12 protein-coding genes and 1 pseudogene are annotated in these 11851 nt (G+C 56.5%); 8 read left to right on the top strand and 5 right to left on the bottom strand.

Annotation, left to right across the window (positions count from 1 at the left end; all coding sequences use genetic code 11):
- Positions 1-60 precede the first annotated feature (60 nt).
- The 3 genes from RBB47_RS24805 (at position 61) to RBB47_RS24795 (ending at position 2213) form a co-directional block, all read left to right on the top strand.
- Entirely contained in the window at positions 61-465 is a 405-nt protein-coding gene (locus RBB47_RS24805; protein ID WP_305988601.1) for an ACT domain-containing protein, read from the top strand.
- Between the two features lie 90 nt (positions 466-555).
- Positions 556-1413 carry an adenylate/guanylate cyclase domain-containing protein gene (locus RBB47_RS24800; RefSeq protein ID WP_305988600.1) on the top strand — a complete coding sequence of 286 codons (858 nt, stop codon included), beginning with the start codon at positions 556-558 and terminating at the stop codon, positions 1411-1413.
- A gap of 185 nt (positions 1414-1598) precedes the next feature.
- Complete coding sequence (locus tag RBB47_RS24795) at positions 1599-2213, top strand: ATP-dependent Clp protease proteolytic subunit (RefSeq protein ID WP_305988599.1); 615 nt, start codon at positions 1599-1601, stop codon at positions 2211-2213.
- A gap of 69 nt (positions 2214-2282) precedes the next feature.
- Here the strand turns inward: RBB47_RS24795 and RBB47_RS24790 are convergent, their stop codons facing one another.
- Positions 2283-2687 carry a Clp protease ClpP gene (locus RBB47_RS24790; RefSeq protein ID WP_305988598.1) on the bottom strand — a complete coding sequence of 135 codons (405 nt, stop codon included), beginning with the start codon at positions 2685-2687 and terminating at the stop codon, positions 2283-2285.
- 440 nt (positions 2688-3127) lie between these two features.
- Here RBB47_RS24790 and RBB47_RS24785 point away from each other — a divergent pair.
- Both RBB47_RS24785 and RBB47_RS24775 read left to right on the top strand, forming a co-directional pair.
- Positions 3128-3942 (top strand): annotated as a pseudogene (locus RBB47_RS24785) (YdcF family protein).
- 86 nt (positions 3943-4028) lie between these two features.
- Positions 4029-5276 (top strand): adenylate/guanylate cyclase domain-containing protein, encoded by a 1248-nt coding sequence (locus RBB47_RS24775; RefSeq protein WP_305988595.1) that lies wholly within the window; start codon positions 4029-4031, stop codon positions 5274-5276.
- On the opposite strand, the gene RBB47_RS24770 is transcribed toward RBB47_RS24775, so the two are convergent.
- The 3 genes from RBB47_RS24770 to RBB47_RS24760 form a co-directional block, all read right to left on the bottom strand.
- Positions 5195-5935: a DUF599 domain-containing protein gene (locus RBB47_RS24770; RefSeq protein ID WP_371932852.1), complete on the bottom strand. Its 741-nt coding sequence runs from the start codon at positions 5933-5935 to the stop codon at positions 5195-5197. The two genes, RBB47_RS24775 and RBB47_RS24770, sit on opposite strands and share 82 nt — an antisense overlap.
- Before the next feature lie 395 nt (positions 5936-6330).
- Entirely contained in the window at positions 6331-6864 is a 534-nt protein-coding gene (locus RBB47_RS24765) for a hypothetical protein (RefSeq protein ID WP_305988594.1), read from the bottom strand.
- Positions 6865-6958: 94 nt separating this feature from the next.
- Positions 6959-7843, bottom strand: a complete 885-nt coding sequence (locus RBB47_RS24760; protein ID WP_305988593.1) for an SDR family oxidoreductase — start codon at positions 7841-7843, stop codon at positions 6959-6961.
- 121 nt (positions 7844-7964) lie between these two features.
- Here RBB47_RS24760 and RBB47_RS24755 point away from each other — a divergent pair, with 121 nt between their 5' ends.
- From RBB47_RS24755 to RBB47_RS24745, 3 genes are all read left to right on the top strand, one after another.
- Positions 7965-8399: a DUF1489 family protein gene (locus tag RBB47_RS24755; RefSeq protein WP_305988592.1), complete on the top strand. Its 435-nt coding sequence runs from the start codon at positions 7965-7967 to the stop codon at positions 8397-8399.
- Positions 8400-8496: 97 nt separating this feature from the next.
- The gene (locus tag RBB47_RS24750) at positions 8497-9231 is read left to right on the top strand and encodes a VWA domain-containing protein (RefSeq protein WP_305988591.1); all 735 of its coding nucleotides are present in this window, start codon (positions 8497-8499) and stop codon (positions 9229-9231) included.
- The gene (locus RBB47_RS24745; protein WP_305988590.1) at positions 9231-9938 is read left to right on the top strand and encodes a DnaJ domain-containing protein; all 708 of its coding nucleotides are present in this window, start codon (positions 9231-9233) and stop codon (positions 9936-9938) included. The genes RBB47_RS24750 and RBB47_RS24745 overlap by 1 nt, the downstream gene beginning before the upstream one ends.
- Positions 9939-9955: 17 nt before the next feature.
- Here the strand turns inward: RBB47_RS24745 and RBB47_RS24740 are convergent, their stop codons facing one another.
- A complete protein-coding gene (locus RBB47_RS24740; RefSeq protein WP_305988589.1) occupies positions 9956-11656 on the bottom strand; it encodes a D-alanyl-D-alanine carboxypeptidase in 1701 nt (566 codons plus the stop codon).
- Positions 11657-11851 lie beyond the last annotated feature (195 nt).

Genomic DNA, 11851 nt, shown 5'->3' with positions numbered 1-11851 from the left:
TTCAAATGTTCCGCCAAATTCGGACAGACGGATTTGGAATCGCTTAAGAGGTGTCCCGCCATGTCCGGCGAAACCGACCTGAATGTCCTGATCTCGCATATGCGGCCCATGCTCGATCCGGAGCCCTATGTCTTTTGCACCTTCGCAAACAGGACACTTGAGCAACTTGCCGAGTATGAGCCCGTCGGCCTGTTCGCTGAAACGGAGGGCATAACGGCGATCTTGCCGGTCGAGCGCGCCCGGGAACTGGGCCTTGCTGACGCCGAGTGGTTTCGCAGAATCACGCTGACGGTACACTCTTCCCTGGAAGCAGTCGGTCTCACCGCTGCAATTGCTGCAGCGCTTGCTGAAGAAGGGATACCGGCCAATGTGGTCGCGGCCTATTTTCACGACCACGTCTTCGTGCCGGCTGAACGGGCGGAAGACGCCCTGGAGGTTCTCAGAGCGAAATCAGGGATAGCCTGACCGGCTGAAAGTCTTAGGAGCCGTGGATTTGACCTTGCAATTTGGCGCGCGGGTTCCCATTCCTAACCGTAAGCATTCAGGGGTAAGGTCATGCAACGGGTGAAGCGGCGTCTGTCGGCCATTATGTGCGCAGATGTTGCACAATATTCCAAGCTGATGGAGCGGGACGAACACGGGACGCTCGACCGCTTAAAAGCCTATCGGTCCGTCATGTCGTCGCTGACAGAAAGCCACAATGGGCGCATTGTGAATACGTGGGGCGATGCGGTTATCATTGAATTCGCCTCCGTGATTGAGGCGGTGCAGTGCGCGGTCGACATTCAAAACGAACTGTCGCTTCGAAATTCGGACCTCCCTGAAATCAACCGGATGGACTTTCGTGTCGGAATCAACCTCGGCGACATCATGGTTGAGGGGGACGACATATACGGCGACGGCGTGAACGTTGCCGCGCGCTTGCAAGAGCTTGCGCCGCGCGGCGGGATCATGCTGTCGCAATCGGTGTATGACCAGGTCAAGGCCAAGGTCGCGCTTGGCTTCGACCCACTCGGTCCGCAGCAGGTCAAGAACGTAAGCGAGCCCGTGGAGACTTATGCCGTAAGACTTGGCGGTCGAAACGCTCCGCAGGAGATGCCGTCTGACCAGACTGGAGAAGACCCTTCTGCGGCGCCGAACGCTAGTGAACCCCACCCCGACTGGGACAAAGACACGCGCGCGGTCGCGAATGGATTTGAACAGGCGCGCCGCTGGTTACGCGGGCAGCCGCGCCGGGTAAGGTTCTGCGTCTTCATGATCGGCGTTTTCTTCGTGTTGAACCTTCTGACGTCCGGCCTGTCGACGCTCTGGTTCTTCTGGCCTTCGCTGCCCTTTGCAGCAATGCTTGTCTGGCACCTTGTCGTCGGTCGAAGAGAGGGAGCTTTGAACGAAAACCCGAAGAGCGGAGATTGAAACAGGGCGTGTCGTCCACCATTGCCTTTCTGATAACTCTTTTCACGTTATTCAGGTTTTCAAGGTTTGCGAGGAGCCGACACTTCGCATAAACATGAACCAATCCTGCGCGGCGGCGAGACCAGTCCGCGCCAGACAATTGCCGGTCCGGCCGGCCCAACAGCCAAGGGAGCTAAATCCTGCGCATGAAAGACTATTCGACCACTGTGCCTGCACGTCTCGATGATGACGAGGACGACAAACCAAAGAGCCAGCCGTCGATTCAGGTCGACAAGCACCTGTTTGAGGCGCGTACCGTGCTCATCACCGGACCGGTGACGCAGGACATGGCCCGTGACGTTTGTGCCCGTCTTCTGGCTCTGGCACAGGTCTCAAACGATCCGATCACGGTTATCGTGTCTTCGCCTGGCGGCCACGTCGAATCCGGTGACATGATTCATGACACGATCAAGTTCATTGCTCCGGAAGTTCGTATTCTCGGCATGGGATGGGTCGCGAGTGCCGGTGCTTTGATTTACGTTTCCGTACCCAAGGACAAACGTTTCTGCACCCCAAATACCCGCTTCCTGCTGCATCAACCGTCAGGTGGGGCCGGTGGTATGGCGACCGACATCGAGATTCAGGCCAAAGAGATCATCAAGATGCGGGATCGCCTCAACAAGATCTTTGCAGATGCAACGGGGCAGCCGATTGACCGGATCGAGAAAGACACCGACCGTGATTATTGGATGAGCCCTGAAGAGGGGATCGAATACGGGCTGGTCGGCAAGATTGTGACCAGCGTCGAGGAACTGGGCTGAAATCCCTCGATTTCAAACAAAAACACCGGCGAGGGATCGCCGGCGTTTTTTGTATGAGGGCGGGCTTTGTCAGGCGCTCAGGACATCCTGTTCGACGGAATACACCATGATCGGCGCGACTGGCTTTGGATCGAGAACCTGAGGCTGCAACATCTCCATCAGACCGCGCAGTTCCGCTTCATCGCACTCGTTTCTCTTTCCGGCGAAGAACACGATGATCAGATGATCCACGAAGCGGTCGTAGACATCCGCGCATGTGCAAATCGGTGACAAGAGTTCGCATATCGGCTTGCCGTCATAAAAGGGTGCACCGCCTGCAAGAAAAATCAGGAATTCGGACAGGTCGTCCGAGCTTTCAAATTCCTGGCGGAACGCGGCGGTGTCGAAACAAGGATCCTGCTCAAGCCTGGCTTGCAGGCGGGGCATCGCTCGCATGACTGCTTCGCGTCCACCGAGTTTCAAATAAAGTGTCATCTGGCTACCCTCGAATGTGCCTTTGAATGAGTGCCACAATACTGCCGCAGTTCCGCTCACATCCCTGTGACCCCGATCACGGTTATCACCTTTGTGAAAAACGACAGGTTTTTGTGACAACATGAGCGACGCGTCACCCTGCATTCAAGCGCGGAAACCCGGTGAAGCTTCGCCGTAAATTATGACATTTGATTTACAGTAATGTCTCAAACGCGATTAGCTTAAGTAGCTGGAATAATGGATCTTTTTTCTGAAGAATTTATCTGGCTGTACGAAGATGAGAACCTGGAAATAAAGCCGGTACGACTGAAAACATGTTGCCTGTCGAGTGGGTAACACTGTTACTCAAGGTCTGAGGTGGATTGCATTGCGATCTCAAAATAGTCAGCCTCTGGCTCACCGCCTTTGCAATCGATTCCAAGCCAAACGGATACTGCTTTATGTTCTTTTACCTTGCAAAGATCGGATATTTTTTCATCCAGCCCTCCAATTTTCTCATTGCGATTGTGCTTTTCGGATTAGCGCTCACTGCGTTAGGCAAGCGCCGGAAAACGGGCCTGAGTTTGGCCTGGCTCGGGGTCGCCGGACTGGCAGTTTGTGGCCTGTCTCCGGCAGCGAATTGGATAATCCTGCCCCTTGAAGAACGGTTCCCAAGACCCTCGGAAATCGAAAACGTCGACGGAATTGTGGTTCTGGGCGGTGCAGTCGATACCATTGTGACGGGAGGGCGTGGTGATACGGCACTGACCACGTCCGGTGAGCGAATCACCATTACGGCGCGTCTTGCGACGCACCTTCCCGAAGCCAAGGTCATTCATTCCGGGGGGCAGGGGATCATCGTGTCTTCTCAGGCGACCGAAGCTGAAGGAGCGGCCCGGTTGTTTGACGATTTTGGCATTTCACCTGACAGGGTGATTCTCGAGGACGCGTCTCGCAATACCTGGGAGAATGCCGTTCTGACCAAGGAGCTCGTTGACCCGAAGCTGGGCCAAAAATGGTTGCTACCTCTGCATATCACATGCCGCGTGCCATGGGCGTTTTTGAGGAGGCCGGGTGGACCGGCGTAACGGCCTATCCGGTCGACTACAGAACGCGCGGTGAAGAGGACAGGTCACTTGGGTTTTCAGGTGCTTCCAAGGGATTGAGGCGATTTGATCTTGCCTTCAGGGAATGGGTCGGACTGCTCGTTTACCGATTGACGGGGCGCAGTGCGTCACTTTTCCCGGCACCGAAACTGCCGCAATCGGACAAATAGTGATCATAAGTCCAAAGTTACCTCTTTTTCAGGACGTTGCGGCGCACCATATGAAGGATCTCAGGGTTAGATAAGGACGTGGGCAGATGGTCCTCGAAGCGCCGATTGTTGCGGCAGACGTGGTGCAGTGGCTCTATAGCGATGCATCTCATTTGAAAGACACGCTTGAAATTATCAGCGAGCTGGCCGAGCGCCTGCGCGATGGCGGTGTGCCTGTCGACAGGGCGACCACCGGAATTTGGGTTGTTCATCCCATTGTGCGCGCAGAGGGATCCGTTTGGACCAGTGACGGGACCAAGGAACTGCGGCTCTATACAGCCGATAACAGCTCCGACGAAGACTATCAGACCAGTCCGATCAAACGAGTCCATGTGACCAGAGAGCCCGTCAGGGTGCGGTTGGAAAAGTCACCCGAAGAGGCTGCGCAATTTCCGATAACCGTCGAACTGCGCGATGCCGGATACACGGATTACATAGCGTTGCCGTTGCCGTTCTCGGACGGTTCGGTCAAGGTGACGGGATTTGCAACCAAGTCGCCCGGGGGGTTCAGCGGCTCTCACATCAGCGTCTTTGAATCACTCGTTCGTCCCCTTGCTCTGGTCTGTGAACTCAAAACGCTCCGGCGGACTGCCGAGACGGTGCTCGACACCTATGTCGGGCCGCGCGCGGGCGTGAAGGTTCTGGACGGGACCACGCGGCGCGGTCAGGGAGAATGGATCAAGGCGGTTGTCAGTTTCGCGGATATTCGCGGTTTCACACGTCTTTCCAACACGCTTCCAGCGGACATGCTCGTTAAGTTCCTGAACAAGTATTTCGGCGCCATGACGGCTGCGGTCGAAGCGCATGGCGGCGAGGTGTTGAAGTTCATAGGCGACGAGGTCATGGCAATCTTTCCGTACGAGAGCGAGGAAGAGGCACGGGATGCGGCGAAGCGGGCGCTGCTTGCAGCGCGGGACACGCTTAAGCGCATCGACAACATCAATTCTTCGAACACATGTGCCATGACACCGGATCTGAGCGTTGGCATCGCGCTTCATGCCGGCGACGTCTTTTACGGCAATGTCGGGAGTGAGACCCGCCTCGATTTCACCGTTGTCGGTCCGGTTGTCAATCTGGCTGCCCGGATTGCCCAGCTGTCAAAGGATCTTGGTCGGGAAGTGCTCGTATCTGATGCCTTGTCGGACATCATGGGATGCCGGTCAGGCCTCTACGGCCGTTACAAGGTCAAGGGCTTCGAAGAGCCTGTTTCTGTCTATTCACCTGACTTGTCCGGAGACTCCAAGTTCGGATACTGCCCTGACAACACGGCAGCTCTGGCCCTTGAAGCGAACTGACGACGCAGCAGCACAACAAGCACTGCCAGCGTTGCCAGGGCGAAGGCAAAGGGTCCGGCGAACCAGCCCAGAAATCCGATCGCGAAGAAAAGGGCTCGCTGGCCGCGGTTAAAGTGGCGGCCGGCGAGCACGATCAGGTCCGCTGCCTGAAGGCCAACTTTCTGAGCCTCGCGAGAGTCAGACGTTTCCCGTTCAGGCACCGCTCCCATGACAATGCTGGCGTAGTTGAAGAGCCGGTAGGCCCAGCCAAACTTGAAGAAGCTGTACGCAAAAATGAGCATCAGCCCGAGGACTTTGACCTCCCATAGGGCGCGGCTCGTTTCAACCGGTATCGAAAGGTCTCCTGCGATCTGAACGATCCGGTCCGTTGCTTCAAGCAGCGCGAACCCTCCACCGATCGCCAATAAGGCAGTTGAGGCGAAAAAAGCGGTGCCCTGTTGAAGTCCGGACATAATCGAGGTGTCCATGATGCGAACCTCGCGCGAGCACATGGAAATCATCCAGCCGCGCCGGTAGTCGTCCATGGCGTGGGAGAGTGTCCTTTTGCTTAAAGGGCTCAGCTCCACGATCAGATCGTAGCCGAACCAGGCGACCAGGAACCAGATAGCTGCGGCTAAATCCAGGTTCGAAAGAGCATGCATGGCAAAACTTTCATTCAAATTCTGCCTCCCTTTAAAATCATAAGCGGCTGAAATCAAAGAAGGGATTTTTTGATCTGCAAAAATAGCTGGTCAGCTGCTCCATTTTTGCGCTTGCGGTTTGGTAATGGATCGTTTACCTCCTCGCCCCAATGGCGCCATATTTCGTGATGCAGGGCATGGCGCTCTAAAAAAAAGTGTAGGGCTTTTATGGACGAAAACGTGCAGAAATCTTGTTGGAGCGTCACTCTTTGGACTGTCGCTGCAGTAGGCGCCGCATTGACGATGATCCTTTTGTTCAATGACGTGGAAAGCGCTCAACAAGCCGTCATCGTTGCCAAGTAAGGCCAACGGGACGTTTTCAATAAAAGGCGCAGCGAAGACTGCGCCTTTTTCAATTTGAAGCCATTCAAGCGTCAATCAAGCGCGATGGACGGATCGGGCCGGTCAAGCGGGCCGGAATTCCGGCGGAATTCCATCTGGCGCACGACTGTCTTGCCCTCTGGATAGCTCACCAGGAAACCAGTGTAGGCTGCCGGTCCAAGCGGCAAGAGAACGAACCGCGCAAGGCCAAGTTGCGGCCAAACAATGTCTGCGCCCCATGCTGGAATTGCTTCCAGCTTTTCTGGAGCGTTCAACGCCTCGATATCAATCCCGTGCAACAGTTCAGTATCAGATGCGTTCCAGGACAGGCCTGCAAGGCCGCCTTCAAGCGGGAACAGCCTGAATTGCGTGCCGTTGATCGATACGTTGAGATTGTGGTCCGGATCCAAGACCATGGTGACCAGGCCGGATTTGCGATCCGGAAGCAGGGGCTGTCTGCTGCCATTTTGTTCCACGAAACCGGTGGTGTTGACGACGCTGAATTCGCCTGTTGGTAGTTCCTGCGCAGTCGTTTGCGTGACGGCGAGCAAAATCAAAGACGCAAAAATTGAAATCAGCCTTGGCATGCACAGGTCCTGTTGTTCTTCCGCGCATCCTAAAGGAAGACAGGTTTAGAAAGTCTTGGAACAGGCTGGGTTGTGAGTGCGTCAGATGAGCCGGTTATCGTGAGAGTGTCACGACAAGGTCTTCGATCGTGGAAAGCTCTGCTTGCCAGCCGATTGCCCTTTGCGTGTGCGCGACATCGACACGTTGCGAAAGGGCATAACCTGCTGACCAGTCCGTTTCCGGAACTGCATTCTCAGGCGTCGGCACCGTCTTGATTTCCAGCGGCAGACCGTGCCGTGCAGAAATGTGAGAGGCCAGATGTCCGACCGATATACCCGGTATACTGCTGGCAATCAGGGACATTCGGAAACGGGCCTGCTTCAGACCCAGGACATAAAATGCGGCAAGATCGTTGACCTCGATGAGCGGCCAGATGGTATCCGGCGTCGCCCGTGTTTCAAAGGGAACGCCCTCTTTGAGCGCTTTGGTCATGTCTGTGATCGGCCCGTGCTCCCGACCGCACACAAGAGCCGGATGGATGATCACAAGGTTCAAATCCATACCGTGTGAAAGCGTCCGGATCGTTTCACCCATGAATCGAAAGGCCGGGAGAGGAGAGAAGGGGGTTTTCTCCGTGATGACCTCTTCACCGCCGAGTGCAGGAAACAACCATATGCCACCTGTGTAGATGAGCTTCAGGGGCTGTTTCTTGTGTTTGGCTGCCTGTTTGAGCGACAACATCGCCAACCGGTCGATTCGGCCCATGTCCTCAGTGAATGTCGCGGCCGTGTGGATGACGGCCTCGCATGATGCTGCCCGTTCCACCCAGCCCTCAGGCGTTCTGAGATCACCGGGAAAGGCGCTTGCCCCAAGGGCACGTAATTTGTCAGACGAAGATTCCGACCGTGCCAGAGCGATGACACGGACGCCGTTTGAAATCAGGCTTCTCACCACGGCGGAACCAATGACACCGGTGCCGCCGGTTACAAACACGTCCATTGGAAAAGTGAACCCTTTTCGCGGTTGGCGCGCAAGGTTTTGATGTGGGCACCTGTGTACAACCCACCACCCATTGAGCCGGTTTCCTTGACCTTATGTGCAGGCCTGCTAGGTCAGAAGTATGACCTTGCATCTGGTGAAATTATGCGTGGGCGCCGATAGTGCGGAGTCTCTTCAGGCCTGGATCGACTTTCGCGTTGAACAGGCGCGGACTGCCGGTCTTGAGGAAGTAACGACCCACACCACACGCATGGTGCCGACCCGCAAAGATGAACTGCTGGACGGCGGTTCGCTCTATTGGGTCATCAAGGGCAGGATCCAGGCACGTCAGCATCTGCTGGATATTCGCCCGTTCACGGACGATGCCGGGGTCAAGAGATGCAATCTTGTTCTGGAGCCACGGCTGATACTGACCCGCTACCAGCCAAAGCGCCCGTTTCAGGGTTGGCGCTATCTGAAGGTGTCGGACGCACCCGAAGACATGCGCGCGATCGGTGATACCAAGGCGATGCCGGATGGTATGCGCCGCGATCTGACTGAACTCTGCCTGCTTTAAGGCATAGCCTTGAACACTGAGCAGCTTTTCAAAACTTGCCAAATCGAACTGCCCGTCCCACTTTCTTGGACAAGGACTGCGACAAGGATCAGGCAGAATGGCCAAAACCCGGAACAGCGACAGGGACACTCTCGTTCGGCAAAGTGCCGGCGTCCCTTCGGCTGCCGATGATATCTCCGCTTTTCTCGAAAAGGCGAAAGAAATCAAACCCCAGCCGGGAGGCGGTGGCCGGTTGATATTTGCTCTGGATGCGACCATGAGCCGGCAGGCGACATGGGACAGGGCTTGCCACATCCAGGCGGAAATGTTTCAGGAGGCCGGGAAGATCGGCGGCTTGAAAATCAAGCTCGTTTATTTTCGCGGTTTTGGTGAATGCAGGGCCTCGCGTTGGTTCGAGAAGAGCGACGAGCTTGCCAGGGCCATGAGCCGGATATCGGTGCAGGGAGGGCGCACGCAAATAGGCAAAGTGCTGTCGGCGGCGCTGTCTGCGGCGGCTGACGAAAAAATTGCCGCAGTCGTTTACGTCGGCGACTGCATGGAGGAAGACGTTGACATGCTTTGCGACCGGGCGGGTCAACTCGGCCTGTTGGGCGTGCCGATGTTCCTGTTTCAGGAAGGACGGGACTCGGTCGCCGAAAGCGCCTTTCGGGAAATGGCACGTCTGACCAATGGCGCCTATTGTCCCTTCGATGCCGGATCGGCGCAGCAATTGGCAGAGCTGCTGAAGGCGGTGGCAGTCTTCGCCAGCGGTGGGCACAAAGCGCTCAAGGCGCTCGACAAGAGCGGTGGGCGAGGTGCCCGGTTGCTCCTGGAACAGATTAAACGCAGCTGATGTTTTATTTTCTCGTTGGAGTGATCCTGCTCCTTGCGATCATTTTCGGAGCGCGTGGCTTCGTCCAGGCCAATCCGGCGGATCTCGCGCGGCAGGTGCGAAAATACGGTGGGATTCTGCTTTTGCTTCTGGGGGGTCTTTTCGCCGTAACCGGTCGCTTCATGTTTGCGATACCGGCAATAGGGCTGGGTTTGTCGCTTCTAGGTGTCGCCGGCCTTGGCGGCCTGACGGGGACTTACAAGCCCAACAAGGCGTCCGGGCAAAGATCGCGCGTCCGCACCGCGATGGTTGAAATGGAGCTGGACCACGATACTGGTGAAATGGCCGGTCTGATATTGGCCGGCAGTTTTCAGGGTCAGAGGCTCGACGATCTCAGCGAACAGGATCTCTATGCCTTCTGGCAGGAGACCGGTCAGGACGATCAGAGCCGGAAACTAGTCGAAGCTTATCTCGACCGCAGGCTTTCCGGATGGCGTGAACACTTCCAGTCGGATGGAGCAGAGGGGCAGGGAAGCCCGGCGAGCTCTGGCCCCATGACAGATGAGGAGGCCTACGAGATCCTGGGGCTTTCTCCCGATGCCGGGGACGCGGAAATTCGAGCCGCGCATCGCAGACTTATGGTGCGGGTTCACCCCGACAAGGGGGGATCCAGTTTCCTCGCGGCGAAAATCAACGAGGCTAAAGACACGCTTCTCAGAAGACATTGACGGCATCCATTACGCAGTTACTGATAGATGGCGAAGCAGGCGAATTTTGCCTTTTTGAGTGTTCTACAAGCCTTGCGGGCTGAAGACTTGGTTTCAAAGCCGACGAAGCGAGCGCGGTAAAGAGTGGTCCCGTTCGCTTGCACCGGTTCGGTGTAAGGCGAGCGTCCGCGAAGGGCGCCGCCGGTCCTGGCCCTGGCTTTCTTGAGGAGCGCAACAGCCTGGTTCTCTGTTTCGGAGGCCGCGATCTGTACCTGCCAGCCTGGTTCAATGTCTGGTGTGTCGCTGGTCGCCACCGTAACGGTGTCACCCTTTTCACTGACATTGGAGACCGGGGTCGCGGCAATTGATGCGGTTGCCACCTTTACCGGTGCGGTCCGCACTTCGGGAGCCGGGGCCGTTTCAATCCTGATGGTCTCGACCTGAATTGTCTTGGGCGGCACTGCAGCTGCAATGGCTTTTTGACCCTGAGTCCGTCTTTCAGCCTCGGACCTTGCGGCATCCCGGAGCGCCTGTTTCGAAACCGAGTTGGTCGTCAAATCAAGTTCGGGATTCTCGCGCCGGATCGGAGGCAGTGCCGTCGCAACGGCAAAGGTGCTGTCGAAACGCTGCTTGACCAGTCTCGGCGGCAGCGGGATCGATTCACCGAAGCCAGGAACCGTGGAAGAGGTCGTCCGTGCCACGTCTGCGGGTTTTGTTTCAGCTGCCGCGGCCGGTGCAGGAATTGGCGATGGCTTTTCGACGGGATTGAATGCAAGCACCATTGGCGACCCGGTGGCGGGAGCAGGCGTGCTGCCGGGCTTGGCTTTCGGCAAGGGCGGGTTCGTGAGCGCTGATGCGACGAAGATCTGCGCTGCGCCCCGTTTTGCGATCGCTGGTACGGTCTTTTTGCCGCGACTTGCCTTTGACAGATGCCGGTTGATCAGTTTGGTCATCTGAGCGTTTCGGGACGCACCGGTCCTGCCACCCATGACAACGGCAACAATCTGGCGGCCATTCGTATTGACGGACGTGACGAGATTGAAGCCGGAGGCCCGGATGTAACCTGTCTTGATACCGTCGACACCCTTCACGCTGCCGAGCAACTTGTTGTGGTTGCCGTATGTGCGGCCCTTGTACTTGTAGGACCGTGTCTTGAAGTACCCGTAGTACTGCGGGAAGTGCTCCTGGATGGCGCGCCCAAGGGTCGCCATGTCCCGAGCCGTCGTGCGTTGACCCGAATTCGGCAAGCCATGAGGATTGCGGAAAGTCGTCTTCTTCATCCCGAGCGCGCGCGCTGTGCGGGTCATGCGCTCAGCAAATCTTTTCTCGGAGCCGCCAATATTCTCAGCAACAACCGTGGCAACGTCATTGGCAGATTTGGTCACAAGCGCCAGGATCGCGTCCTTAACCTTGATGGTCGTTCCTGGTTTCAGGCCAATCTTGGAAGGCGGCCGGCCAGCGGCATATTTCGAGACCTTGAGGCGCGAGCTCAAGGACAGGCGCCCGGCTTCGAGTTCCTCAAACACCACGTAGAGCGTCATGATCTTGGTGAGAGAAGCGGGATACCGGTAGGCGTCTGCCGAATAAGAATAAAGCGTTTTGCCAGTCTTGGCGTCGACGACGATGCCGGCATACTTTGGGTTGGCCATTGCGGTCGCGGGAAGGCTTAAAAAAACAGCGCCGAGCGCCAGTACCTTGCCTATCCGGGCAATCGCCCGTGCACTGCGAAGAAAACGCATACCTAACACAGCTACTAATCCCAATCCGGGTCACACGTTTCTGTCTGGAGCAATGCGTCCGGGATCAATCCCCCTGCGATCCAAAGCGTTGCTCCGTGAATGTCAGATCATTTGATGGAAACACGGTTACGAATGTGTAAATGGTTTGCTGAAAAAGCACATTAAAGTGTAGAATTTGATTAGAGTTAATCAATG

Source organism: Roseibium sp. MMSF_3544 (genome assembly GCF_030732845.1).
GTDB lineage: Bacteria > Pseudomonadota > Alphaproteobacteria > Rhizobiales > Stappiaceae > Roseibium.
The sequence above is the reverse complement of the archived record's forward strand: the minus strand, read 5'-3'. Positions and strand labels throughout refer to the sequence as shown.

Excerpts from the sequence above, each read along its gene's own strand:
- RBB47_RS24745 (WP_305988590.1), top strand. The coding sequence starts at position 9,231 with ATGTTTTATTTTCTCGTTGGAGTGATCCTGCTCCTTGCGATCATTTTC.
- RBB47_RS24795 (WP_305988599.1), top strand. The coding sequence starts at position 1,599 with ATGAAAGACTATTCGACCACTGTGCCTGCACGTCTCGATGATGACGAG.
- RBB47_RS24765 (WP_305988594.1), bottom strand. The coding sequence starts at position 6,864 with ATGCCAAGGCTGATTTCAATTTTTGCGTCTTTGATTTTGCTCGCCGTC.
- RBB47_RS24755 (WP_305988592.1), top strand. The coding sequence starts at position 7,965 with ATGACCTTGCATCTGGTGAAATTATGCGTGGGCGCCGATAGTGCGGAG.
- RBB47_RS24805 (WP_305988601.1), top strand. The coding sequence starts at position 61 with ATGTCCGGCGAAACCGACCTGAATGTCCTGATCTCGCATATGCGGCCC.
- RBB47_RS24775 (WP_305988595.1), top strand. The coding sequence starts at position 4,029 with ATGGTCCTCGAAGCGCCGATTGTTGCGGCAGACGTGGTGCAGTGGCTC.
- RBB47_RS24760 (WP_305988593.1), bottom strand. The coding sequence starts at position 7,843 with ATGGACGTGTTTGTAACCGGCGGCACCGGTGTCATTGGTTCCGCCGTG.
- RBB47_RS24790 (WP_305988598.1), bottom strand. The coding sequence starts at position 2,687 with ATGACACTTTATTTGAAACTCGGTGGACGCGAAGCAGTCATGCGAGCG.
- RBB47_RS24740 (WP_305988589.1), bottom strand. The coding sequence starts at position 11,656 with ATGCGTTTTCTTCGCAGTGCACGGGCGATTGCCCGGATAGGCAAGGTA.
- RBB47_RS24750 (WP_305988591.1), top strand. The coding sequence starts at position 8,497 with ATGGCCAAAACCCGGAACAGCGACAGGGACACTCTCGTTCGGCAAAGT.
- RBB47_RS24800 (WP_305988600.1), top strand. The coding sequence starts at position 556 with ATGCAACGGGTGAAGCGGCGTCTGTCGGCCATTATGTGCGCAGATGTT.